The organism is Streptomyces sp. NPDC051180, assembly GCF_040689545.1.
Classification (GTDB): Bacteria; Actinomycetota; Actinomycetes; order Streptomycetales; family Streptomycetaceae; genus Streptomyces.
The window spans coordinates 19177-43683 of the sequence record NZ_JBFBBC010000004.1 but is presented as its reverse complement, the minus strand read 5'-3'; the positions used below and the strand labels follow the sequence as shown (position 1 = coordinate 43683).

16 protein-coding genes are annotated in these 24507 nt (G+C 76.1%); 12 read left to right on the top strand and 4 right to left on the bottom strand.

Annotation, left to right across the window (positions count from 1 at the left end; genetic code table 11):
- Positions 1-102 precede the first annotated feature (102 nt).
- The 5 genes from AB0424_RS09230 to AB0424_RS09210 all read left to right on the top strand — a co-directional run bounded on the left by AB0424_RS09230 (position 103) and on the right by AB0424_RS09210 (position 8993).
- Positions 103-1518, top strand: coding sequence for a HEAT repeat domain-containing protein (locus AB0424_RS09230; RefSeq protein WP_366303447.1), 1416 nt, complete (start codon positions 103-105; stop codon positions 1516-1518).
- 395 nt (positions 1519-1913) lie between these two features.
- On the top strand, positions 1914-3035 hold the full coding sequence (locus tag AB0424_RS09225; protein ID WP_366303446.1) for a glycosyltransferase family 1 protein: 1122 nt from the start codon (positions 1914-1916) through the stop codon (positions 3033-3035).
- Positions 3032-4279 (top strand): glycosyltransferase, encoded by a 1248-nt coding sequence (locus AB0424_RS09220; RefSeq protein ID WP_366303444.1) that lies wholly within the window; start codon positions 3032-3034, stop codon positions 4277-4279. Before AB0424_RS09225 ends, AB0424_RS09220 begins: the two co-directional genes overlap by 4 nt.
- 251 nt (positions 4280-4530) lie before the next feature.
- On the top strand, positions 4531-5385 hold the full coding sequence (locus AB0424_RS09215; RefSeq protein ID WP_366304130.1) for an SGNH/GDSL hydrolase family protein: 855 nt from the start codon (positions 4531-4533) through the stop codon (positions 5383-5385).
- Positions 5382-8993 (top strand): hydantoinase B/oxoprolinase family protein, encoded by a 3612-nt coding sequence (locus AB0424_RS09210; protein WP_366303442.1) that lies wholly within the window; start codon positions 5382-5384, stop codon positions 8991-8993. Before AB0424_RS09215 ends, AB0424_RS09210 begins: the two co-directional genes overlap by 4 nt.
- Positions 8994-9090: 97 nt before the next feature.
- On the opposite strand, the gene AB0424_RS09205 is transcribed toward AB0424_RS09210, so the two are convergent.
- The 3 genes from AB0424_RS09205 to AB0424_RS09195 are packed head-to-tail and all read right to left on the bottom strand — an operon-like array spanning position 9091 to position 11386.
- Positions 9091-9954 (bottom strand): biotin-dependent carboxyltransferase family protein, encoded by an 864-nt coding sequence (locus tag AB0424_RS09205; RefSeq protein ID WP_366303441.1) that lies wholly within the window; start codon positions 9952-9954, stop codon positions 9091-9093.
- The gene (locus AB0424_RS09200; protein WP_366303440.1) at positions 9951-10625 is read right to left on the bottom strand and encodes an allophanate hydrolase subunit 1; all 675 of its coding nucleotides are present in this window, start codon (positions 10623-10625) and stop codon (positions 9951-9953) included. The genes AB0424_RS09205 and AB0424_RS09200 overlap by 4 nt, the downstream gene beginning before the upstream one ends.
- Positions 10622-11386, bottom strand: coding sequence for a 5-oxoprolinase subunit PxpA (locus tag AB0424_RS09195; RefSeq protein WP_366303438.1), 765 nt, complete (start codon positions 11384-11386; stop codon positions 10622-10624). The genes AB0424_RS09200 and AB0424_RS09195 overlap by 4 nt, the downstream gene beginning before the upstream one ends.
- A 136-nt stretch (positions 11387-11522) precedes the next feature.
- Here AB0424_RS09195 and AB0424_RS09190 point away from each other — a divergent pair, with 136 nt between their 5' ends.
- The 5 genes from AB0424_RS09190 to AB0424_RS09170 all read left to right on the top strand — a co-directional run bounded on the left by AB0424_RS09190 (position 11523) and on the right by AB0424_RS09170 (position 20316).
- Entirely contained in the window at positions 11523-12242 is a 720-nt protein-coding gene (locus AB0424_RS09190) for a GntR family transcriptional regulator (RefSeq protein WP_366303436.1), read from the top strand.
- A gap of 100 nt (positions 12243-12342) precedes the next feature.
- Entirely contained in the window at positions 12343-13887 is a 1545-nt protein-coding gene (locus AB0424_RS09185; protein WP_366303434.1) for a hypothetical protein, read from the top strand.
- Positions 13884-14672 carry a hypothetical protein gene (locus AB0424_RS09180; protein WP_366303432.1) on the top strand — a complete coding sequence of 263 codons (789 nt, stop codon included), beginning with the start codon at positions 13884-13886 and terminating at the stop codon, positions 14670-14672. Before AB0424_RS09185 ends, AB0424_RS09180 begins: the two co-directional genes overlap by 4 nt.
- Positions 14669-15577: a hypothetical protein gene (locus tag AB0424_RS09175; protein WP_366303431.1), complete on the top strand. Its 909-nt coding sequence runs from the start codon at positions 14669-14671 to the stop codon at positions 15575-15577. Before AB0424_RS09180 ends, AB0424_RS09175 begins: the two co-directional genes overlap by 4 nt.
- Positions 15578-15630: 53 nt before the next feature.
- Positions 15631-20316 carry a hypothetical protein gene (locus AB0424_RS09170; RefSeq protein WP_366303430.1) on the top strand — a complete coding sequence of 1562 codons (4686 nt, stop codon included), beginning with the start codon at positions 15631-15633 and terminating at the stop codon, positions 20314-20316.
- Between the two features lie 96 nt (positions 20317-20412).
- Here the strand turns inward: AB0424_RS09170 and AB0424_RS09165 are convergent, their stop codons facing one another.
- Positions 20413-20781 carry a hypothetical protein gene (locus AB0424_RS09165; protein WP_366303429.1) on the bottom strand — a complete coding sequence of 123 codons (369 nt, stop codon included), beginning with the start codon at positions 20779-20781 and terminating at the stop codon, positions 20413-20415.
- A gap of 437 nt (positions 20782-21218) precedes the next feature.
- Here AB0424_RS09165 and AB0424_RS09160 point away from each other — a divergent pair, with 437 nt between their 5' ends.
- Both AB0424_RS09160 and AB0424_RS09155 read left to right on the top strand, forming a co-directional pair.
- The gene (locus AB0424_RS09160; RefSeq protein ID WP_366303427.1) at positions 21219-24071 is read left to right on the top strand and encodes a nitrate- and nitrite sensing domain-containing protein; all 2853 of its coding nucleotides are present in this window, start codon (positions 21219-21221) and stop codon (positions 24069-24071) included.
- Positions 24068-24505 carry a roadblock/LC7 domain-containing protein gene (locus AB0424_RS09155; protein WP_366303426.1) on the top strand — a complete coding sequence of 146 codons (438 nt, stop codon included), beginning with the start codon at positions 24068-24070 and terminating at the stop codon, positions 24503-24505. The genes AB0424_RS09160 and AB0424_RS09155 overlap by 4 nt, the downstream gene beginning before the upstream one ends.
- Positions 24506-24507: the final 2 nt, after the last annotated feature.

Below are 24507 nucleotides of genomic sequence, written 5' to 3'. Positions count from 1 at the left end.
ACATGTTGCCGCACGGCCTAGGCGTACACAGATGTACAGCCTGACCCGGGTCATCCCGGTATCCCCCGGTCGTGTCGACAGCTTGATGTGAGGCGTCCTCCCATGTTCGATCCAGTCATAGCGCCGAGCGGCACCCTGCTCGGCCTGCTGCAGCGGGGCCGCGGCGACGGCACCCTGCACGCGCTCGCCGCGCCACGTGCCGAGGCCGTCGCGGCCCTCAACCACTGCGTTCTCGACGACCCCCGCCACGACTGGCAGGTCGAGAACCGCTCCCTCTACTACGCCCGGCTCTACCTCGACCTCCACGGAGGTCTCGAGGAGATCGAGGCGCACCTCTTCGGCGCCGAGGACCACCTCGACACCGACGATTCCAGGACCGGGCTCGCGCTCGCCGTCCTCGGGCACCTCGCCTCCTACGGACGCCAGGACGCCCTGCTGCTGCTCCGCCGCTACGCCGCGACCGGCACGAACTGGGCCTGGGCCCTGGACGAGCTGGCGCTCCGCGACGACGACGCTGGACTGCGCGCGCTCGCCCTGCCCGTCCTGGCCCGCTTCCCGGCCGACCCGGAGGGCGACGCCGAGCTGGCCGCCACCGTGCGGGACGCCTTCGAGCCCCGCCCCTGGCGACTCTGGGCCGAGGACCGGCGCGAGGCCGTCGCCGCCCGGGTCAGGGCCGCCCGCGAACAGGGCTCCTTCGACCGCTGGCAGCGCCAGATGAGTCCCGCCGGGCCCCGACCCGGCTGGAGCGTCCGGGCCGTCCTGGACTGGGCCCAGGAAGGCCACGAGCGCGGTGCCGAGCTCTCCGGCCCCGCCGCCCGCTGCCTCGCCGCCGTAGCCGGCCCCGAGGACCGGCCCGAGATCCTCGCCGCCGCCCGCAGTGGCGCCGACGGGGCGCGGGGCGCCGCCCTGCACCACCTCGCCGCGACGAGGGACCCCGCCGTGCTCGACCTCGTCGAGGCCGCCGTCGACGGCGACTCCGCCGCGGTCGCCGACACCGCCGTCGCCGCCTACCGGCGGATGTGCGGCGAGGACGCGGTCGCCCGCGCCCGCGCCTGGGTCCGGCGCACCGACGCCCTGGGCGTCGCCGCCGCCGAGACCCTCGCCTGCCGCGGCACCGCCCAGGACGCCCCCCTCGTCCTCGGCGCCCTGCGCGAGACCATCCGCACCGCCGGCCCCGACGCCCCCGAGCTCGCCGTCCTCGTCGACGGGGCCGGACGCCTCGGAATCGCCTGCGCGGCCCCCGTGCTGCGCCACGTCTACCGGGAGACGGCCTCCTCCCAGCTGCGCGGCCGCACGGCCCGGGCACTCGCGGCCACCGACCCCACCTTCGCGACCGGCTTCGCCGTCGAGTGCCTCTGGGACTGCGAGGAGACCACGCGCGAGGTCGCGGCCCAGCACGCCGAGACCGGTGACGTGCGCGTCGCCGAGCGCCTCCGCCGCCTCGCCGCGGACCCGGCCGAGGAGGCCGAGGTGCAGACCGCGGTACGCAACCGGATAGGGCCCGACCTCCAGGTCTGACCCGCTCCAGACCTGACCCCTCCCCAGGTCTGGGACCCACCCGTCCCGCAGCCCGGACCCCGGCGCGGCGCGGCCTGCGGCGGAGACCCCGCCGACCGTGGCCCCGCCCCGGGTGTCCGGGCGCCCGACGTCCCGCGCGCCCGTCGCCGGGACGCCGCTCCGGCTCGTGCGCGCCCGGCGCCCGGGCCTCCCGGAGCCCGGCGACCGCTGCGGTCCCGTGGGCTCTCCGTTCGCCCGGAACCCGTCGATCCGTCGTCCGATGTTCGGGGCCCGAGGGTGTCCGGAAGGGCGTGACGCGTCCGCCGGTGCCCGCGCGGCGAAACGCTCACGGGCCGTTCCCCCGCCGTCCAGATCGACGTCGGCGGGTACACGCCGAGCGCGACGACAACACCCGTATGCGTGTCGTCATCGTCACCGAATCCTTCCCTCCCGACGTCAACGGAGTGGCGCACTGCGCCCTGCAGACCGCGCGCCACCTCGTCCGGCGGGGACACTCCCCGCTCGTCATCGCCCCCGCCGTCGCCGATCCGGCCGCGGACGCCGACGCCCCCTGCGCCGTCGTACGGGTGCCCTCACTGCCCCTGCCCGGCTACCCGCAGGTCCGGGTCGCCCTGCCCAGCCGCAGGGTCGCCGCCGCCATCGCGGCGCACCGTGCCGACATCGTCCACCTCGCCGGGCCGTTCGTCCTCGGCGTGCGCGGGATGACGGCCGCCGCCCGGCTCGGCATCCCCGCCGTGGCCGTCTACCAGACCGACCTCGCCGGCTACGCGCGCACGTACGTGGGGACGGGTGAGGGCACCGCCTGGCGCCGCCTCCGCGCCGTGCACGGCGCCGCCGACCGCACGCTCGCCCCCTCCTCCGCCGCCGTGCGCGACCTGGCGGACCACGGCATCGGACGCATCAGGCTCTGGGGGCGCGGGGTGGACACCGACCGCTTCCGCCCCGGGCTGCGCGACGCCGCCCTCCGCCGCGAACTGGCCCCCGGCGGCGAACTGCTCGTCGGCTACGTCGGCCGCCTCGCCCCCGAGAAGCGCGTGGACCTGCTCGCCGGAGCGTGCGCACTCCCCGGCGTGCGGGTCGTGGTGGTCGGCGACGGGCCGAGCGCCCCGGCGCTGCGCTCCGCCCTCCCCGGTGCCCGCTTCCTCGGCCGCCGCACCGGCGACGACCTCGCCCGGATCTTCGCCTCGCTGGACGTCTTCGCCCACACCGGCCCGTACGAGACGTTCTGCCAGACCGTCCAGGAGGCCATGGCGAGCGGGGTACCGGTGATCGCGCCGGCCGCAGGAGGCCCCCTGGACCTGGTCGACCACGGACGGACCGGACTGCTCGTGCCGCCGGGCGACCCGGACGCCCTCACCGACGCCGTCGCCGGCCTCGCCTGCGCACCCGGGACCCGCGCCGCCTTCGCCCTCAGCGGCCGGACCGCCGTCGAGGGCCGCACCTGGGAGGTTCTCGGCGACGAGCTGATCGGTCACTACCGGGAGGTCCTGCGCGAGCGGACGGCGGTGGCGGCATGAGCGGCGCCGGCACGGAACACGGTGTGCGGACGACGGCGCCGGCGGCGGACGGGACGGGTGCCGCCGCGGGCGCCGGGCGGGCCCAGGAGGGGCTGCGGATCGTGCGCCTCGCCAACTTCGTCACGCCCACCTCCGGGGGGCTGCGCACCGCACTCGACCGACTCGGCCGCGGGTATCTGGCGGCCGGCCACGAGCCGGTCCTCGTCGTCCCCGGAGACGTCGCGAGCGACCGGAACACCGCGCAGGGCCGGGTCGTCACGCTCCCCGGACCCGTCCTGCCCGGCACCGGCGGCTACCGGGTGCTCGCCGACCGGCGCCGGGTGAGCCGGCTCCTCGACGAGCTCGCCCCCGACCGGATCGAGGTCTCGGACCGCACGACCCTGCGATGGACGGGCGAATGGGCGCGACGCGCCCGCGTACCGGCGGTGATGGTCTCCCACGAGACGGCGGACGGGGTGCTCCGCACCTGGGGCGTGCCGCCCGCGCTCGCCGCCCGCGCGGCGGACCGCCTCAACCGCCGCACGGCCTGGGCCTTCGCGAGGATCGTCTGCACCACGGAGTGGGCGGAACGGGAGTTCGTGCGGATCGGCGCCCGCAACGTCGTCCGCGCCCCGCTCGGCGTGGACCTGGAACTCTGCCGCCCCGGCCGCCGCAGCACCGTGCTCCGCGCCCGGTACGCGGAAGGGGAGCGCGTGCTCCTCCTGCTCTGCTCGCGCCTCTCCGTCGAGAAGCGGCCCGGCACGGCCCTGGACGCCCTGGAGGAGCTGCGGGCCGCGGGGGTCGCGGCGGCGCTCGTCGTGGCGGGCGACGGGCCCCTGCGCGGTGCCCTGGAGCGGCGGGCGCGCGAGCGGCGCCTCCCGGTGCGGTTCCTCGGCCACGTCGCCGACCGCGAGGCCCTCGCGGACCTCCAGGCGGCCGCCGACGTGTGCCTGGCCCCCGGGCCCGCCGAGACGTTCGGCCTCTCCGCCCTCGAAGCCCTCGCCTGCGGGACCCCGGTCGTGGTCAGCGCCTCCTCCGCCCTGCCCGAGGTCGTCGGCACCGCCGGGGCCTCGGCCGCCGACACCCCGGCCGCCTTCGCCGCCGCCGTCCGGGGGCTCCTCGCGCAGCCCGAGTCCGTCCGTCGCCGCTCGGCACGCGCGCGTGCCGAGCACTTCTCCTGGGACCGCTCCGTCGCGGCCTTCCTCCACGCCCACGGCGCCGCCGGGGCGCCGGCCCCACTCCGCTCCGCGGAGCCCCGCCGATGACGGGGCTGCGCGCGGGCAAAGGGCCGGGCGCGGGCGTCGTGTCGGGCGCGGGCGTCGGGACAGAAGTGGGCATCGGGCCGGGTGCGGGCGTCGGGGGCCTGACGGTGCCTGCCGCGCGGGAGGCACAGGCGGTGCCGACCGGAGCGGGCTCGGCCGGGTGCTTGGGGCCGGTGTCCGCCGCGTCCGCCGCTCCCGGTCGACGCCCCGGCCCCGGCCCCGGCCCCGGCCCCGGCCCCGGCCCCGGTCCCGGTCTGGCCCCCGGTCCCGGTGAGCCCCTCAGGTTCGCCGTCCTGGGCGACTCGCTGAGCGAGGGCGTCGGCGACCGGGTGGGCGGCGCGTGGCGGGGTTGGGCGGCGCTGCTGGCCGACGGGCTCACGGCCGGCGGACGGGAGACGGAGTTCCTGAACCTCGCCGTCAGCGGCGCCCTCAGCTCCGACGTGGAGGGTGCGCAGGCTCCCCGGGCCCTCGCCTTCCGGCCGCACCTCGCCTCCGTCGTCGTCGGAGTCAACGACACCCTGCGCCACACCTTCGACATCGCCCTGCTGGCCCGTCGGCTCGACCGGGTCTGCGCCGACCTCGACGCCTGCGGGGCCGTACTCCTGACGGCCTGCCTCCCGGACCCGGGCCGGATGCTCGGCCTGCCCCCGCCGCTGGCCCGCCCGCTGGCTCGCCGCCAGCGCTCCGTGAACGCCGTCGTGCACGCCCTCTCCGACCGCTACGGGGCGGTCCACCTGCACCTCGCCGGTCCCGCGTGGACCGAGGACCGGGCCCTGTGGAGCGCCGACCGGCTCCACCCCGGCGAGCGCGGTCACCGGGCCGTCGCCGGGGGGTTCCACCGGCTCCTGGCCGACCGGGGCCTCGCCCACGGCGCGCCTCCCGCGCGGGACCCGGTCGAACCGCCGCCGACCCGCGCCGACGTGCTGTTCCGGCTCGCCACCGCCGGCACCGGCTGGGTGCTGCGGCGCAGCCGCGACCTGCTGCCGCAGCTCCTGCTGCTCGCGGGCGCCGAGCTGCGCCACTGGGCCGACGGGACCGGCACCGGACCGCTCGACGCGCGCGCGGACGCCGCCCTCACGGCCGCGCTCGCGGCCACAATGGGGAGATGAACGGGCGCTGGGAGTTCTGGATCGACCGGGGCGGCACCTTCACGGACATCGTCGGGCGGCGGCCCGACGGCCGGCTCGTCACCCGCAAGCTGCTCTCCCACGATCCGGCGCGGCCCGAGGACGCCGCCGTCGCCGGGATCCGCCTCCTCCTCGGCCTGGAGCCCGGCGAGCCCGTCCCCGCCGACCGGATCGCGGTCGTGAAGATGGGCACCACCGTCGCCACCAACGCCCTCCTGGAGCGGCGCGGCGAACCGACGGTCCTCCTCGTCACCGAGGGCTTCCGCGACGCCCTGCGCATCGCCTACCAGAACAGGCCCCGGCTGTTCGACCGCCGCATCGTGCTCCCCGAGCCGGTGTACGCGCGCGTGATCGAGGTTCCCGAACGGGTCGACGCCCACGGCCGGCTCGTCCGCCCGCTGGACGAGCCGGCCGTCGCCGAGGCCCTCGCCGCCGCGCACCGCGACGGCTTCCGCTCCGCCGCCGTCGTCCTCCTGCACGGCTACCGCCACCCCGACCACGAGACCCGCGTCGCGGCCGCCGCCCGCGCCTCCGGCTTCACCCAGGTCAGCTGCTCGCACGAGGTCAGCCCGCTCATCAAACTGATCCCGCGCGGGGACACCACCGTCGTCGACGCCTATCTCTCGCCGGTGCTGCGCCGGTACGTCGACGGCGTCGCCCGCGAACTCGCCGGGATCCGGCTCATGTTCATGCAGTCCAACGGCGGCCTGCGCGAAGCGGCCCACTTCCGCGGCAAGGACGCCGTCCTGTCCGGACCGGCGGCCGGCGTGGTCGGCATGGTCCGTACGTCCGCCGCCGCGGGGTACGACCGGGTCATCGGGTTCGACATGGGCGGCACCTCCACCGACGTCTCGCACTACGCCGGCGCCTTCGAGCGCGAACTCGGCACCCAGGTCGCGGGGGTGCGCATGCGGGCCCCCATGATGAGCATCCACACCGTCGCGGCCGGCGGTGGCTCCGTCCTCCACTACGACGGCCGCCGCTACCGGGTCGGCCCCGACTCGGCCGGCGCCGATCCCGGGCCCGCCTGCTACCGCCGCGGCGGCCCTCTCACCGTCACCGACGCCAACGTCATGCTCGGCCGGGTCCAGCCCGCCCACTTCCCGGCCGTGTTCGGCGACACCGGGGACCGGCCCCTGGACGCCGACGTCGTACGACGGCGGTTCACGGCCCTCGCCGAGGACGTCGGCGACGGGCGCACCCCCGAGGAGGTCGCCGCCGGTTTCCTGGAGATCGCCGTCCTGAACATGGCCAACGCCGTCAAGAAGATCTCCGTCCAGCGCGGCCACGACGTGACCCGCTACGCCCTCACCAGCTTCGGCGGCGCCGGCGGCCAGCACGCCTGCGCCGTCGCCGACGCCCTGGGCATCGACACCGTCCTGGTCCCCCCGCTCGCCGGGGTGCTCTCCGCCTACGGCATCGGGCTCGCCGACGCCACCGCCATGCGGGAACAGTCGGTCGAGGCGCCCCTCGACGGGGCGGGCACCCCCGCGCGCGTGGCCGGGCTCTGCGCCGAACTCGCCGACCGGACCCGGCAGGAGCTGCGGACCGACGGAGTGCCCGACGAGGCGATCACCACGCACGCGCGCGTGCTCCTGCGGTACGCCGGGACGGACGCGAGCCTCCAGGTCGACCTCGCGGACTCCGACGCGATGAGAGCCGCGTTCACGGCGACCCACCGGGCGCGGTACGCCTTCATCCTGGACCGGCCCCTCGTCGTGGAGGCCGTCTCCGTGGAGGCCGTCGGCACCGCCGGCCCGCACGGCCCGGTCGTCCTCGGCACGACCGCCCGGACCGGGCCCCTCACCCCCCGCGCCACCGTGCGGATGCACAGCGGAGGCACACCCCACGACGCCCCGCTCCACCGCCGCGAGGAGCTCCGGCCCGGCGACGGCGTCGACGGCCCCGCACTTCTCGCGGAGGCCGACGCCACGACGGTCGTCGACACCGGCTGGCGCGCCACCGCCACCGACGACGGCCACCTGCTGCTGCGCCGGGTCACCCCGCGCCCCACGCGCGTGGCCGCCGGAACGGACGTCGACCCCGTCCTCCTGGAGGTCTTCAACAACCTCTTCATGGCCATCGCCGAGCAGATGGGCGTCCGCCTGGAGAACACCGCCCAGTCGGTCAACATCAAGGAGCGCCTCGACTTCTCCTGCGCGCTCTTCGACGCCGAGGGCAACCTCATCGCCAACGCCCCCCACATCCCCGTCCACCTCGGCTCCATGGGCGAGTCCATCAAGGAACTCCTCCGCAGGCGCGGGGACGACCTGCGCCCCGGTGATGTGTACGCGGTCAACGACCCGTACCACGGCGGCACCCACCTCCCCGACGTCACCGTCGTGACACCGGTCTTCGACGACACCGGCGACGAACTCCGCTTCCTCGTCGCCTCCCGGGGCCACCATGCGGAGATCGGCGGCATCACCCCCGGCTCCATGCCGGCCTTCAGCACGACCGTCGAGGAGGAAGGCGTCCTCTTCGACGGGTGGCTGCTCGTCCGGGACGGCCGGCTGCGCGAGGCCGAGACCAGGGACCTGCTCACCGGCGCCCGCCACCCCTCCCGCGATCCCGACACCAACCTCGCCGACCTCCGCGCCCAGATCGCCGCCAACGAGAAGGGCGTCGAGGAACTGCACCGGACCGTCGACGAGTTCGGCCTCGACGTCGTCCGGGCCTACATGCGGCACGTCCGCGCCAACGCCGAGGAGTCCGTCCGCCGCCTCGTCGCCCGCCTCGCCGACGGCACGTACCGCTACGAGACCGACGGCGGCGCGTTCATCCAGGTCGCCGTCCGGGTCGACCGCGAACGCCGCTCCGCCGTCCTCGACTTCTCCGGCACCTCCGCCCAGCTGCCCGGCAACGCCAACGCCCCCACGGCCGTCGTCACGGCCGCCGTCCTGTACGTCTTCCGCACCCTCGTGGACGAGGACATCCCGCTCAACAGCGGCTGCCTGGAGCCCCTGGAGATCCTCGTCCCGCCCGGTTCGATGCTCGCCCCCTCCCACCCGGCCGCCACCGTCGCCGGGAACGTCGAGACGTCCCAGGCGGTCACCGGCGCGCTGTACGCGGCCCTCGGCGTCCAGGCGGAGGGCTCCGGCACCATGAACAACGTCACCTTCGGCAACGCGCGCGTGCAGTACTACGAGACCGTCGCCAGCGGCTCCGGCGCGGGCGACGGCTTCGACGGCGCCGACGCCGTCCAGACCCACATGACCAACTCCCGGCTCACCGACCCCGAGATCCTGGAGTGGCGCCACCCCGTCCGGGTCGACTCCTTCGCGGTACGGGAGGACGGCGGCGGGCGCGGCAGGTGGCACGGCGGCCACGGCGTCGAGCGGCGCCTCCGCTTCCTGGAGCCGATGACGGTCGCCCTGCTCACGGGCCACCGCAGGATCCCGCCGTACGGCATGGCCGGCGGCGAGCCCGGCGCCCTGGGCGAGAACCTCGTGGAACGCGCCGACGGCACGGTCGAGCACCTGGGCGGAGCCGCCACCACCGAGGTCGGCCCCGACGACGTCCTGGTCCTGCGCACTCCGGGTGGCGGAGGCTACGGCCGTCCCGCGCCGGACGGGCCGGAGCCCGCGTGAAGGCCCCGGCGCAGGCCCCGTGAAGGGCCGTTCAAGGGGCCGGCGCCCCTACGTCCCCTCCCCGCCGCACGAGGGCGCCGTCCCCGACCGCCGGCCCTCACCGCGTCGGCACGAACCTCACCGCCGCCCCCGGCACCGCCTGCGCCGCCGCGCCCAGATCGGCCTCCGCGACCACCCCGACCACCGGGTAGCCGCCGGTCGTCGGATGGTCGGCGAGAAACACCACCGGGAGCCCGTCCGGCGGCACCTGGACCGCGCCGAGGACCATGCCCTCGCTGGCCAGTTCGCCCGGCTCCGCCCGCTCCAGGGGCGGTCCTTCGAGCCTCAGCCCGATCCGGTTGGAGGCGCCGGAGACCCGGTACGCGCGCGTGGCGAGGGTGCGGAGCGCGGCGGGCGTGAACCAGTCGTCGCGGGGACCGAGCCGCAGCCGCAGGACGAGCGTGTCCGGCGGGCCCGGCCACGGAGGTGCGTCGACCGGCCCCCGTACGGCCGTGTCCGCTCCCAGGGGCAGCACCGTCCCGTCGGCCAGCGGCTCCGGTCCGAGGCCGGACAGCAGGTCCGTGGAGCGGCTGCCGAGCACGGGGGCGACCTCGATGCCGCCGCCCAGTGCCACGTAGGAGCGCAGCCCGCGCACGGCCGCGCCGATCTCCAGGACGGCCCCGGCCGCCACCCGGACCGCGGTACCCCAGGCGGCCGGGCGCCCGTCCACGCGGACCGGGCACGGCGCACCGCCCACCGCGACCGTCACCGCGCAACGGGGCCGCAGCGCGCACCCGGTGACGGTGGTCTCCAGGACCGCCGCGGTCCCGGCGTTGCCGACGAGCCGGTTGACGAGCCGCACGGCGGCCGGGTCGAGCGCGCCCGAACGGGGCACGCCGAGGTGCGCGTATCCCGCCCGCCCCAGGTCCTGCACCGTGGTCAGAGCGCCCGCGCGGACCACGGCGACGGCGCGGTCGGTCATCGCCCGCCCTCCGCCGCCGCGTCCGCCGCGGACCGGGCCGCGTCGTCCACGGCCGTGAACCGGACCCGCGTGCCGGGGGAGAGGAGCGCCGCCGGTACGCGGGCGGTGTCCCAGAGCACCACGTCCGTGGTGCCGATCAGCTGCCAGCCACCGGGGGAGGAGCGGGGGTAGACGCCCGTGTACGGCCCCGCGAGGGCGACCGAGCCGGCCGGGACGGCGGTCCGAGGAGTGGCCCGCCGCCGCACGCCGTACCGCTCGTCGAGCCCGGTGAGATAGCCGAAGCCCGGAGCGAACCCGCAGAACGCGACGCGGAACTCGGTCGCCGTGTGGATCCGCACCGCCGCCTCGACGGACACCCCCCACAGCGCGGCGACCTCCGCCAGATCGGGGCCGTCGTAGCGGACCGGCACCTCCACCGTCCCGCCCACGCGCGCGTGCAGCGGTCCCACCTCCCAGCCCGGCAGCTCGGCGGCGAGCCGGTCCGGGTCGGCCACCCCGTCGAGCAGTACGGTCCTGGCGGCCGGCACGACCTCGCCCACGTCGGGCAGGACGCCGGCCGCCCGACGGCGCAGCAGCTCGGCGTGGAACGCCTCCGTCTCCTCGCCGCCGCCCAGCTCGACCAGGAGCGCCCGTGCGCCGACCCGGAGCACCCGGGGGCCCGCGGGGCTCACGCGAACGCCTCCACCCGCACGCCGGAGCCCTCCAGGTGCTCCCGGACCCGCCGGGCGAGGCCGACCGCGCCCGGGGTGTCCCCGTGCAGGCACAGCGACCGGGCCCGGACGGCCACCGAGCTGCCGCAGTGCGCGGTGACGACCCCGAACCGGGCCATGGCGACCGACCGTTCCACGACCTCGGACGGGTCGGTGACGACGGCTCCCTCCTGCCCCCGTGGCAGCAGGGAGCCGTCCGCCCGGTAGGCCCGGTCGCCGAACGCCTCCGGCACCACCGGCAGCCCGGCCTCGGCCGCGGCGTCGTGCAGCCGTGACCCGGGAAGGCCGAGGACCGGCAGGGTCCGGTCGGCGAGCAGGACGCCCTCGACGACCGCCGCGGCCTGCTCCCCGTCGTGGACCACCCGGTTGTACAGGGCCCCGTGCGGCTTCACGTACGCGACGCGCGAGCCCGCCGCCCGGGCGAACACCTCCAGGGCGCCGATCTGGTACGCCACCTCGGCCGAGAGCTCCGCCGCCGGGACGTCCATCGAGCGCCGACCGAAGCCGGCGAGGTCCCGGTAGGACACCTGGGCCCCGATCCGGACCCCGCGCGCGGCCGCGAGCTCGCACACCCGCCGCATGGTGGCCGCGTCCCCGGCGTGGAAGCCGCAGGCCACGTTCGCGCTCGTCACGACGGACAGCAACTGTTCGTCGTCGGTCAGCGTCCAGCGGCCGAAGCCCTCGCCGAGGTCCGCGTTGAGGTCGATCGAGGCCGAGGCCATGTCCGTGTCCCTTTCCCGAGGAGGTCCGGTCGCGGTCAAAGTAGAGGATCGTTGAACGATCCGACAAGAGGCATGTTGTCGCCTCCCCGTTTCTGGGGTTGACTCGGCCGCGGACGCGAGGAAGGGAAGGGGCGCCGTGGACGTGAGGGACGCCGTCGAAGCCGGGGGTCTGGCGGACGACCGGGCGCTGCTCGGGCGCACGAGCACGGCGGAGCGGGTCGCCGACATCCTGCGGACCCGGATCGCGGAGGGTTACTTCCCGCCCGGCACGCGGCTCTCGGAGGACGGCATCGGCGGCGCCCTCGGTGTGTCCCGCAACACACTCCGCGAGGCGTTCCGGCTCCTCACCCACGAACGCCTGCTCGTCCACGAGCTCAACCGGGGCGTCTTCGTCCGGGTCCTCGCCGTCGGCGACGTGGACGACATCTACCGCACCCGCAGGCTCGTCGAGTGCGCCGTCGTCCGGGGCCTCGGGCAGCCGCCCTTCCCCGTCGACGGACTCGCCGTCGCCGTCGCCGACGGCGAGTCCGCGGCCCGCGGGGCCGACTGGAACGCCGTCTCCACGGCCAACATCCACTTCCACCGCGAGCTCGTCGCCCTCGCGGGCAGCCCCCGCACCGACGAACTCATGCGCGGCGTCCTGGCCGAGCTCCGCCTCGCCTTCCACGTCGTCGACGACCCGCGCGCCCTGCACGAGCCCTACCTCGTGCGGAACCGGGAGATCCTCGACGCCCTGCGGGCCGGCGAGCGGGGCACGGCCGAACGCCTCCTCGCCCGCTACCTCGACGACTCACGCACCCGCGTCACGGACGCGTACGCCCGCGCCGTCGACGCCCCGGCGGGCCCCGCGGCCTGACCGGCGGGCCCTCCGGAGGGCCCGTCGGCACCCCTCCGGGGCCCCGGTCGCATCTGCGCCGTTTCGACCGTTGTCAGTTCGAGGACCTAATCTGTCCACCGTGACTTCGCCTGCCTCGACGGACCTCGCTCCGCCCCAGCTCAGCGCGGGGCCGCGGCCCGCGCAGGGCCCGGCCGCCGACGAAGGGCTCGCGCGGCGCCTCCGCGCGCTCGCGTGCACCGCCCCGCTGCACGACCTCGACGCGCGCAAGGCCAACCTGGCCGGCGAGTACACGGTGTACGCGATGGCCGAGGTCGCCCTCGCGGCGATCGACCTCATCACGCTCAACATGGACTTCGACACCGGCGCCGACCACGAGCAGATCGTCGCCCGGCTGCTGCCCCGCGTCGCCGCCCAGGCCCCCGCGCGCCCCGCCGCCGAGCACGAGCGCGTGGCCCGCTGGGTCCTGGAGAACCTCATCAACGTCGGCAGCGTCGACCGCGGCTTCCGCGCGGTCTACGGCACCTTCGGTACCGACGGGGTCTACGTCCGCAGGGACTACGACTTCAAGCTCATCGAAGAGGTCCCGGGCTACGGCGGCGGGGTGTACCTCCGCACCACCGACGAAGCGGTGAACGTGCTCGTCGGCGCCCTCGACACCGACGTCACCAGCGCCCAGATCGCCGCCGAGGTGAAGCTGGAGGTCCTGATCAACCGGGGCCGCCTGGCCGACGCCCAGCTCGCGGCCGAGCAGGCGCGCTACCGGACCGTGCAGTACGCCGAGCTCCTCCGCAAGACCCTGGAGGCCACCCGGCGCAACGTCCGCGCGGTGGACTGGCTCAACACGGTCCCCGACATGATCGCCGAGGCGCTCGACCACGTCGCCGACCGCTACCGCCACGAGAACGCGATCCTCACCAACATCCGCAAGGCCCGCGACGAGGCCGAGGCCGCCACCGACGCCAAGACCGCGGAGCACAAGCGGCGCGCCGCCGAGCTCGTCGACATAGTGAAGGACTGCATCCGGCGCCACACCCAGCTCCAGTCGCGCCTCCTGGAAGCCGGGCCCCTCTTCCGCGCCGAGCAGGACAGGCAGGCGTTCGCCGCCCCCGCGATGTACACCGGCCTGGACCTGTACGGCCAGCTCGTCGCGCCCGTCCTGCCGCTCCCCGTCGAGCAGGCCACCCGGGTCACCGACGCCTTCTTCGCCCGCGGCACGGGTCTGCGGACCCCCGCCTCCGTCCGCCTCGGCGATCTCGTCGACCTCCTGCTGACCCCGCCGGTGGAGCGCGAGCACCTCGGCGCGGAGATGCCCGAGCCCGACCTCATCGCCACCCCCGACGACTCCCGCTTCAGCGAGGAGCAGCTCGCGAGCGCCCAGCGTCTGCTCGACCTGGAGCACGACGCCCCGCGCAGGCTGTCCGGCCTGCTCGCCGACGCCCGCCGCCTCGACCCGGACCTGCCCTACCTCGTCGCCCTCCTCGCCGTGCACGCGGCGAGCCCCCCGGTCGGCACCGCCTACCGGCAGGGCGAGCAGCGGCTCCTCTTCGCCGTCGACGACGGCACCCCCCTCGACGACCCCGAGTTCGGCGGCGCCGACCTCATCGTCGGTACGGCCCTGCTCGACGCCGTGGGCATGGCCGCCGACCGCACGGAGGTCTCGTGACCCTCGCCCCGCAGGCCCCCGCCTCCACCACCGGTCCGGCGGCCGTCCCCCCGGCCCGCACGGAGCCGGCCGACCTCGCCGCACCCGCCGACGCGCCCGAGGCGGCGGTCGTACCCGAGGCCGTGGTCGTACCCCCGCCCGCCGCCGTACCCGAGGACGAACCGCAGCCGACGACCGCGCCCGCGGCCGTCGTGGTGGTCGTCCCCGCGACCGTGCCCGAAGCCGTCTCCGCGCCCGCCACGGCGCCGGAACTCCCGCCCGGGCTCGCCGCCGTGCCCGCGCCCGCCACGCCTCCGAAGCCCGCTCCCGAGCGGTCCGCCCCCACGGGCCCCGCTCCCGAGCGGCCCGCCCCCGTGGGCCCCGCTCCCGAGCAGGCGATCGAGCAGCCCGTCGTGGCCGTGCCCCGGCCGTCCCGCGAGGCCGTGCGGGACGACGCCCCGGCGCCGGCGGGACCGCGGCTGCGCCCCGTGCTGGTCGAGCCACCGGCCACCGGCCGCGGCGAGGCCGAGGGCGGACCGCGGCGGGAGTCCGGCGCGGAGGAGGAGCCCGGTGCGGCCGCCGCGACGCGGCCGCGGTTCGGGACCGTGGCGATGCCGTCGCGCGGCACCCCCGCACGGCACCGGGACCTGCCGTCCGTGCGGGCCGTGCGGCTGACGGACGAGCCGTCGGCGCCCGCCGACCGCCCCGCGCCGCCCGCGGCCGTCACCCCCGTCCCGCTGCCCGTGCCCCGACCCGGCACCGGCGCCGTCCCCACCGAGAGCGTCACCGAGGAGCCCCAGCCGTGAGCGAAACCCACGCCGAGTACGCCGACGCGTGGAGCGAGCAGGAGCCCCCGCAGCCCCCGGCACCCTCCACGCCCGCCGCGACCGCCGTCACTCCCGCGGACGCCGCGGACGCGGCCCGGCTCGTCTCCTTCGGACTCCAGCCGAAGCTGCTGCCGGCCCGTGACGCCGAGTACACGGAGCTGCTCCGCCGCTACCGCGAGGACCCCGCCTTCGCCCGGCTCGCCGACGCCGTCGCCACCGGCCTCGGCCTGATCGTCCTGGAGGTCTCCCCGCGCGCGGGGATGGCCGTCACCGCCGGCGAGGACTCCGTGTTCGCCGTCCGGATGGGCGACTACGCCCGCCGCGCCTCCACGGACTCCGCCGACCGCTTCCTGCACGGCCTGGCCCACCTCGCCGTGGCCGCGATGGCCTTCCCCCGCCCCGAGGACCTCGCCGACGACGCGTACATCGGCCGCCTCACCGTCAACGGCGTCGACGCGTTCGTCCGCCAGGCGTGCCTGCGCCTGGAGCAGCGCGCCGAGGAGCAGGGCGAGAACACCGACCCGGCGTCCGACGCGCCCGGCCTGGAGGCCGCCTGGCGCATCTACGCCCGCCGCAGCGCCACCGGCGCCACCAAGGACGCCCGCAGGCTCGCCGGTTCCACCACGGGCATCGTCGGCAAGGCCGCCGCGTTCCTCACCGACTCCGGCTTCCTCCAGCGCACCGGCGACGAGGGCGGCGGCTCCTACCGGACCACCGCCCGCTACCAGCTCCAAGTCCGCGACATGGCAGGCTCCGCCGCCATGGCCGAGCTCCTGGAACTCGGCGTCGTCCCCGTCAGCGACGGCTCCGCGACGCTCGTCCCGCCGCCCGTGGGCGACGACCTGGAGCTCGCCGCCGACGCGGGCCTCCCGTTCCACTCCTAGCACCGCCCGCCCCGCCGCGTAACCGACCTTCCCCAGCACGAGAGTCCCTCGCCATGTACGAGCTGTCCCGGGTCCGCCTCTACTCGATCGGCCCTGCCGGTGCGCGCTACGCCGACACCGTCCTGGACCTGCGCGGGGTCGGCGCGCCCGTGCCCCACCCCGCCCCCACCCAGGCGGAGTTCTTCGAGGAGGAACCGGTCGGCCCGCCGCGCCGCCCGGCCCCCGCGGGCGTGCTGTTCCTGGAGAACGGCGGCGGCAAGTCCGTCCTCCTGAAGCTGATCTTCTCGGTCATGCTCCCGGGCCACCGCAACACCCTGGGCGGCGCCAGCTCCGGCGTGCTGCGCAAGTTCCTCCTCGCCGACGACTGCGGCCACGTCGCCCTGGAGTGGCAGCACACCCTCACGGGCGAGCTCGTCGTCGTTGGCAAGGCCAGCGAGTGGCGCGGCCGCCAGGTCTCCAACGACCCCCGGAAGTTCGCCGAAGCCTGGTACTCCTTCCGTCCCGGCCCCGGACTCAGCCTGGACAACCTCCCCGTCGCCGAGGCGACCTCGGTGCGACCGCCCGTCGAGGGCGCCTCCGGCGCGAGCGGCCGCCGGCGCACCATGAAGGGCTTCCGCGACGCGCTGACCGAGGCCGGGAAGGCGTACCCGCACCTGGAAGTGGTCTGGGAGGAGATCCACGACCGCTGGAACGAGCACCTCGGCGAGCTCGGCCTCGACCCCGAACTCTTCCGCTACCAGCGCGAGATGAACGCCGACGAGGGCGAGGCCGCCGGCCTCTTCGCGGTCAAGAAGGACTCGGACTTCACCGACCTGCTGCTGCGCGCCGTCACCGACACCCGCGACACCGACGGTCTCGCGGACCTCGTCGGGGGCTTCGGCAACAAGCTGGGCCGCCGTGCCGAGCTGACCGCCGAGCGCGACTTCACCGCGGGCTCCGTGGACCTGCTCGGCCGGATCGTCGAGGCCGCCGGCACCCGCGCCCACGCGCGCGAGGTCCACGCCGGCGCCGAGCGCCGCACCCGTACCCTCGCCCGCCGGCTCTCCGGCCGCGCCGCCGAGGAGCGGGGCCGCGCGGCCGAGCTGGCCCAGCAGGTCACCTCCGCCGCCCACGCCGTCGACGAGGCCGGATCCGTCCGCGGCCGCAGCTCCCTCATCGCCGCCGAGCTCGCCTACCGGCACGCCTCGCTGGCCCTGACCGCCGCCGAGAAGGGCGCCGCCGCCCAGCGCCGCGAACTCACCGACGCCCGCACCCTGCACTCCGCCTGGCAGGCCGCTGAGGCGGTGCTCCGCCACCGCGCCGCCGGCGACCGCTCCGCGCGCGTGGCCGCCGCCATCCGCGAGGCCGAGCGGGACGCCGCCCCGGCCCTCGCCGCCCGCGCCAAGGCCGCCGCCGACCTCGTCCGGGCCCTCGCGTCCGCCGCCGAGGAGGGCGAGCGCCGGGCCGCGGAGGAGGAGGAACGCTCCACCGCCCTCCAGGAGGTCGGCGAGACCGCCCACCGCGACGCCACCGCCGCCGCCACCGAGGCCCAGCGGGCCCGCAGCGAGGCCGGCCACCTGCGCCAGCGCCTCGCCGAGGTCGAGCAGGAGACCGCCGAGGCCGTACGGGCCGGCTGGCTCGACGACACGGCACCCGACGCCGACCCGGCCCGCGCCGCCCTCGCCGCCAGCGACGCGGAGAAGACCACGGTCGCCGCATGGGACACGGCCCGCGAGGCCGCCCGCGCGGCGACCGAGCGCGCGCGTGAGGCCGCCGGCGCCGAATCCCGCGCCGAACTCGCCGCCGCCCGCGCCGCCGACGCGGCCGAGGCCGCGGGGAACGCCTACGACGCCGAGCGCCGCGCCGCCGAGTCCCTCGCCTCCGAGGAGCGCCTCGCCGAGCTGCTGAGCCTTCCGGCCGGGGACCTCCCCGGCCTGCCGACGGGCGGATCGCCGCTCCCGGGCCAGCGGGCCGCCGCACCGGCCGACCGGGACGAGGCCCCCGCACCGCAGGGCTCCCCGCAGGGCCCGCTCACCGTCACCGAGTTCGACCGGTACGCCGACGAGCTGCGCACCATGCTCGACCAGGCCGTGGGCTCCGCCGAGCGGCAGCTGTTCGACCTCCGCACCGCCGCCGCCGACGACTCCCGGATCCTCGGCGCCCTCGGCGACGGCGGCCTGCTGCCGCCCGGCCCCGACGTCCTCGCCACCGTCGAGTACCTCGGCGAGCACGGCATCCCCGCACTCCCCGGCTGGCGCTACCTCGCGCAGGCCGTGGACCCCGCCGACCACGCCCGCGTGCTGGCCGCCCGCCCCGAGCTGGTCGACGGCGTCGTCATCACCGACCCCGTCTCCTACGGCCGCGCCCGCGAGGTCCTCGGCTCCGCCGCCCTGCTGCCCCGCTCCGCCGTGGCCGTCGGCACCGCCGCCGCGCTGCTGGCCCCCGTACCGGCTCAGGAGTCGGCCGAGGACACCGGCGTCTTCCTCGTCCCGCCGAACCCGGCCATGCACGACGAGCACGCGGCCGACGAGGAACGGCACGCCCTGCGCGCCCGCGCCGCCGCCCGTGACGAGGAGATCCGGACCCTGGCGGCCCGGCTCGCCGGCGACCGGTCCCTCGCCGCGCGCATCGGCGCCTGGCGCGCCGACTGCCCGCCCGGGATGCTCGCCGAGCTCGCCGCCGTGGCCACCACCGCCCGCGAGACCGCCGAGGCCGCCGCCGCGACGCTCGACGAGGCCCGCACGGTCCGTGCCGAGGCCGACGAGACCGCCGCCGAGGCGACCCAGGTCAGGGACGAGCGCCAGGAGGCCGCCCAGCGCGCCCGCCGGGCCGCCGACGCCCTCGCCGGCCTGGCCTTCCGTCTGCGCGAGCGGTCCGCCTGGCAGGCCAAGCTCCGTGAACTCGCCGACGACGCCACCGAGTCCGAGGCCCGCGCCCAGACCTGCCTGGAGCGCGCCCGCGCCGCCGACGAGGACCGCCGCGCGACCCAGCGCACCGCCGACGACGCCCACCGGACCGCCCGCGCCCTGCGCGCCGAGCGGGCCGAGATCGCCGGCGCCTTCGACACCCTGCCCGAGGAGGACCCGGCGGCGCCCCGCACGGCCCTCCCCACCCTGCGCGAGGCGTACCGGGCCGCGTCCCAGCTGTACGAGAAGGTCGGCGTCGGCGCCGACCTGCGCGCCGAGCAGGCCCGCGCCGAGAGCGACGAGTCCGCGGCCGTCGCCGAGCTCGACCGCCTCACCAACAAGGTCCGCACCCGCGCCGAGCAGCTCATCGAGTCCACGGACGGCGCCGACGGCCCGTCCCGCCAGGCCGCGGCCGCGCGCGCCGAGTCGCTGGTCCAGATGCTGGAGACCCGCGCCTCGGAGGCGAGCGAGAAGCTCGGCCGGCTCCGCGGTGAGGCCGAGCGCCTGGCCCCCGAGGACGGCGAGGCCCACACCGAGCTGCCCGAGGACCTCGTCCCGGCCGACGCCGAGCGGGCGCAGGCCCTGCTCCGTACCGCCACCACCGAACTGGCCTCCCGCACCGACGCCCTGGAGTCGGCCCGCGCCGCCCACTCCGGTCTGCTGCGCGACCACCGGGCCGCCGAGGACGCCGCGGGCGGCTTCGACGAGACGGCCGCCCTCCTGCGGGACCTCCTGCGGGACCACGCGGAGGAGGAGCGGGAAGAGCCCGAGGCGTACCGCGGCACCCTGGAGGAGGCCCGTACGGTGGCGGCCGAGGCGCGGCGCTCGCTGCGCGGCTGCACGGCCGAGCTGTCCGCCGCCGACGCCTCCGTGCGCGAGGCGAGCGACATCCTCGTCCGGCACGCCAACTCCACCCGCTACGAGCAGGTCCGCACCCCGGCCCGCCAGCAGATCCGCGAACTCCCGGCGTCCGCGCTGCCCGAGCACGCCGCCAAGTGGGCCGAGGCGTTCGCGCCCCGGCTGCGGGTCCTCACCGACGAGCTGGAGCAGCTGGAGCGCAACCGCGACTCGATCGTGGACCGGCTGCGCGGCCTCGTGGAGTCCTCACTCGCGACCCTCCGCTCCGCCCAGCGGCTCTCCCGGCTCCCCGAGGGCCTCGGCGAGTGGTCCGGCCAGGAGTTCCTCCGGATCCGCTTCGAGGAGCCCGACCAGGCCACCCTCGCGGAACGGCTCGGCGAGGTGGTCGACGAGGCCACCCGCGCCGCCGTCAGGAAGAACTCCGACCTGCGCCGCGACGGCATGTCCCTGCTGCTCAGGGGCGTCCAGGCAGCCCTGGAGCCCAAGGGCGTCTCCGTCGAGATCCTCAAGCCGGACGCCGTGCTGCGTGCCGAGCGGGTGCCCGTCGGGCAGATGGGCGACGTCTTCTCCGGCGGTCAGCTGCTCACCGCGGCCATCGCCCTGTACTGCACGATGGCCGCGCTCCGCTCCAACGACCGGGGCCGCGACAAGCACCGCCACGCGGGCACGCTGTTCCTCGACAACCCGATCGGCCGCGCCAACGCCACGTACCTGCTCGAACTCCAGCGGGCCGTGTCCGACGCGCTCGGCGTCCAGCTCCTCTACACGACGGGTCTGTTCGACACGACGGCGCTGGCCGAGTTCCCGCTGGTGATCCGGCTGCGCAACGACGCCGACCTGAGGGCCGGCCTGAAGTACATCAGCGTGGAGGAGCACCTGCGTCCGGGCCTTCCGCAGGCCGCCGCCGAGGGGGAGACGACCCACGGCGAGATCACCGCCACGCGGATGTTCCGCCGCCACCAGTCCGACGACCCGGCACCCGCGACGTCGGCCTGACGGACGGTCCGGGCCCCCGGGGGACCGGACGCCGAAGACAGAGCGGCCCGGTCCCCCTCAGGGGGACCGGGCCGCTCGCCGTCCTGCGCCGAAGCCTCAGGCGGCCTCGGGCATCGTCGTCGCATCCGACCGGTTGTCCTCGTGCCGCTCACGGCGCAGCGAACGCGCCGTGCTGCTGGGCTCGGAGACCACTCCGTTGCGCTGTCGCCACACCTGACGGGTGATCCACACGTCGAGGACACTCCAGGTGGCGACGACCGTGGAGGCGACCGCTCCGATGGTCATCGGAAACGCCAGCCACGCGCCGGAGACCGTGCACAGGAAGGCCACCACCGCCTGGACGAGCGTCACCGAGGTGATCATCACCGCCCGTACGGCGGCGTTCCGCACCGGATCGGGCATGCGCTGGCGGCCCTTCGCGTCCTCGACCCACAGCTGACGCGCCGACCGCGCCTCGTGTTCCATTGTTCCGTCACTCCCCACCGCTGAAAGACCTCTGGGTCGTCTGCCCGTTGTGAGCGCCTTTACGCGGACAGAACCCTCCCCGTACTCATTGACGCACGAGAGAGGGAAAAGGTTTCGCCCGCCCCGGGTGCAACGCGAGTCGAACGCGAACGGAACGAACACTTCCAGCCATCTGCGCAGGCAGGAGAAATGGCACCCCATCAGGTGTCCTACGCCACAGTGACCGAACCCAACTCGCCGAATACCAGGACAAGTCATGATCGACGCTCACTCGACAGGCTGAAAATCGCACGGACGTGCCTTCGAGATGGCTGTGATGCAGTAGTAGGCTCGCGCCGCCGTTTGTTTGAATCCGAAGGTTGACGCCGCGTGTTGACGCCGGACGTCACGAACGTGAAGGACCTCCGTGGCGCGCGGGGGCCGAGCAGGGGGAGGCCATGCGCTTTCGCGGGAAGTCCATCCGCCGGAAGATCGTGGCGTTGCTCCTCGTACCGCTCGTCTCCCTCACCGGACTGTGGGGTTTCGCCACCGTCCTCACCGGGCGCGAGGCCGACCAACTGCTCGACGTCGGCTACATCGTCGACAAGGTCGGCTACCCCCTGGAGGACACCGCCCGGGTCATCCAGCTCGAACGCCGGCAGTCGCTCATCTACCTCGCCGACCCCCGCGGTTCCGAGGCGCTCCCCGCGCTGACCGACACCCGCCGCGCCACCGACCGGCAGATCGCCCGCATCCGGGCCAACGCCGCCGACCCCGGCGTACGGGAGGAGATGCGGCCCGTCACGGCCCAGCGGCTCAACTCCCTCCTCGAAGCCCTCGACGGCCTCGCCTCGCTGCGCCGCTCCGTCGAGAAGCGCAACATCGGCCGCATGCAGGCCCTCGAGTTCTACAACCGGCTCGTCGACCCCTGCTACAGCTTCCTCATCACCCTGCACGCCCTCGAGAACGTCGAGATGGACAAGCAGGGCCGCGCCCTCGTCGGCGTGACCCGCGCCCGCGAACTGCTCTCGCGCGAGGACGCCCTCGTCCTCTCCGCACTCGTCGCCGACCGCGTCACCGCGCAGGAGATCCGCGCGATATCCGACCTCGTCGCCAACCGCGAGCAGTTCTACGAGGTCAACCTCGAACTCCTGCCCTCCGCCGAGCGCGAGCACTTCGAGAAGTTCTGGCGCAGCCCCGACACGCAGCCGCTGCGCACCGCCGAGGCCGCCATCATCGAGCAGGGCCCCACCGACAGCCCGCGCGCCGTCACCGCCGCGCACTGGCAGGACCAGGCGAGCCCCGTCCTCGACGACCTCGCCCGCGAGAACACCGCCGCGGGCGACCGCTACCAGGACCGCGTCCAGCCCGCCGCGTACAGCGTCCTCCTCAAGGTCGGCGTCGCCGGCGTCCTCGGCTTCCTCGCCCTGCTCGCCTCCATCGTCATCTCCGTCCGCATCGGCCGCGAACTCGTCCGCGACCTGCGGCGCCTCCAGAAGGAGGCCCAGGAGGTCTCCGGCGTGCGCCTGCCCAGCGTGATGCGGCGCCTCGCCGCCGGCGAACAGGTCGACGTCGGAACCGAGGTGCCCCACCTGCGGTACGGCGAGGACGAGGTCGGCCAGGTCGGCCAGGCCCTCAACACCCTCCAGCGCGCCGCGGTCGAGGCCGCCGTCAAGCAGGCCGACATGCGCCGCGGCGTCTCCGAGGTCTTCGTCAACCTCGCCCGCCGCAACCAGGTCCTGCTGCACCGACAGCTCACCCTCCTCGACACGATGGAGCGGCGCACCGAGGACACCGACGAACTGGCCGACCTCTTCCGGCTCGACCACCTCACCACCCGCATGCGCCGGCACGCCGAGGGCCTCGTCATCCTCTCCGGCGCCGCCCCCTCCCGGCAGTGGCGCAAGCCCGTCCAGCTCATGGACGTCGTCCGCGCGGCCGTCGCCGAGGTCGAGGACTACGAGCGGATCGAGGTGCGCCGCCTGCCGCGCCTGGGCGTGGGCGGCCCCGCCGTCGCCGACCTCACCCACCTCATCGCCGAACTCCTGGAGAACGCCACGGTGTTCTCGCCCCCGCACACCGCCGTGCAGGTGCTCGGCGAGCGGGTCGCGAACGGCTTCACCCTGGAGATCCACGACCGCGGCCTCGGCATGAACCCCGACGCCCTCCTCGACGCCAACCTGCGGCTCGCGGAGACCCCCGAGTTCGAGCTCTCCGACACCGACCGCCTCGGCCTCTTCGTGGTCAGCCGGCTCGCCCAGCGCCAGAACGTCCGCGTCTCCCTGCAGACCTCGCCGTACGGGGGCACCACCGCCGTCGTCTTCATCCCGGCCGCGCTGCTCACGGACGCCCCCGAGACCCAGGGCGCCGGATTCCGCCTCGACCGCAAGTCGCTGGAGCGCACCGACCGGCCCGAGGACGGCGCCGCCGACACCGGCACGCTGCCCACCCGCCGCCCGGCCCTCGCCCGCGTTCCCGACGTGGCCGAGGCCCCCGGACCGCTGGACGGCCCCGTCGAGCTGGAGGCCCCGCTCGGCAGCGACGACTTCGATGTCCTCCTCGACCGCTCCGCGGACCTGCTGGACACCGAGAGCGAGCGCGGCGGCCTCTTCCGCCCCAGGGACCGGCGCCGCGGCGGACTCGCGCCGGCGAACGAGCAGCACCAGCAGACCCCCGACCAGACGACCGCCCGCGGCGAGCAGGAGACGCCCGCCGACTCCGGAGCCCCCGTCCCGCTGCCGCGCCGACGCACCCCGACCCTGGTCGTGGACCACGGCCGCCGCGTCGACGAGCCGGACCGCGCCCGCCACGGCGACGACACGGAACGGGCCCGCCCGCTGCCCGAGCGCGCCCACCCGCTGCCGGGCCGCGCGTTCCCCGCCCCGGGACGGGCCTCCGAGGGCGCCGGCGCCTCCGGCGGCCACACCCACGGCACGGGGCAGCACGCCCGGGGCGTCGGACACGACGACCCGGCCGGCCCGCCCCGGAGCACCGGTCCGACCCTCGTCCCCGTACCCCCGGGAGGCCCCGTGCCGCCCGAGGACGCCGACCCGTTCGGCGGTCTGCCCCGCCGCGTGCGCCAGGCCAGCCTCGCGCCCCAGCTGCGCGAGGGCGAGCGTCAGGCCGCCCGCGGGGCGGCGGCGCGTCCGGCCGCCGCGGACGACAAGCCCGATTCCTTCGAGCGCGACGCCGAGGAGGTACGCGCGCGCATGGCCGCCATGCAGCGGGGCTGGCAGCGCGGCCGACGCCACGGCGCCGACCAGGACGACCCGACAGCACAAGGAACGACACCCGAGGGGGACGGTCGATGACCGCACCGAACGCCGCAGCACCCAGCACCGCTTCCGGAAACGGCGAGCTGAACTGGCTCCTCGACGAGCTGGTCCAGCGCGTCGGGTCGATCCGGAAGGCCCTGGTGCTCTCCAGCGACGGTCTCCCCACCGGCGCCTCCCAGGAGCTGACCCGGGAGGACGGCGAGCACCTCGCCGCCGTCGCCTCGGGCTTCCACAGCCTCGCCAAGGGCGTCGGCCGCCACTTCGAGGCGGGCAAGGTCCGCCAGACGGTCGTCGAGCTGGAGGACGCCTTCCTCTTCGTCACGGCCGCCGGTGACGGCAGCTGCCTGGCCGTGCTGGCGGACGCCGACTCCGACGTCGGCCAGGTCGCCTACGAGATGACGCTGATGGTGAAGCGGGTCGGGGCCCACCTCACCACGGCCCCCCGGACCGGACTGCCCTCGGGAGGGTGAGT

Bases quoted from the DNA above. Each gene is read 5' to 3' on its own strand.
- AB0424_RS09230 (WP_366303447.1), top strand. From the start codon at position 103: ATGTTCGATCCAGTCATAGCGCCGAGCGGCACCCTGCTCGGCCTGCTG.
- AB0424_RS09225 (WP_366303446.1), top strand. From the start codon at position 1,914: ATGCGTGTCGTCATCGTCACCGAATCCTTCCCTCCCGACGTCAACGGA.
- AB0424_RS09220 (WP_366303444.1), top strand. From the start codon at position 3,032: ATGAGCGGCGCCGGCACGGAACACGGTGTGCGGACGACGGCGCCGGCG.
- AB0424_RS09210 (WP_366303442.1), top strand. From the start codon at position 5,382: ATGAACGGGCGCTGGGAGTTCTGGATCGACCGGGGCGGCACCTTCACG.
- AB0424_RS09205 (WP_366303441.1), bottom strand. From the start codon at position 9,954: ATGACCGACCGCGCCGTCGCCGTGGTCCGCGCGGGCGCTCTGACCACG.
- AB0424_RS09195 (WP_366303438.1), bottom strand. From the start codon at position 11,386: ATGGCCTCGGCCTCGATCGACCTCAACGCGGACCTCGGCGAGGGCTTC.
- AB0424_RS09170 (WP_366303430.1), top strand. From the start codon at position 15,631: ATGTACGAGCTGTCCCGGGTCCGCCTCTACTCGATCGGCCCTGCCGGT.
- AB0424_RS09165 (WP_366303429.1), bottom strand. From the start codon at position 20,781: ATGGAACACGAGGCGCGGTCGGCGCGTCAGCTGTGGGTCGAGGACGCG.
- AB0424_RS09160 (WP_366303427.1), top strand. From the start codon at position 21,219: ATGCGCTTTCGCGGGAAGTCCATCCGCCGGAAGATCGTGGCGTTGCTC.
- AB0424_RS09155 (WP_366303426.1), top strand. From the start codon at position 24,068: ATGACCGCACCGAACGCCGCAGCACCCAGCACCGCTTCCGGAAACGGC.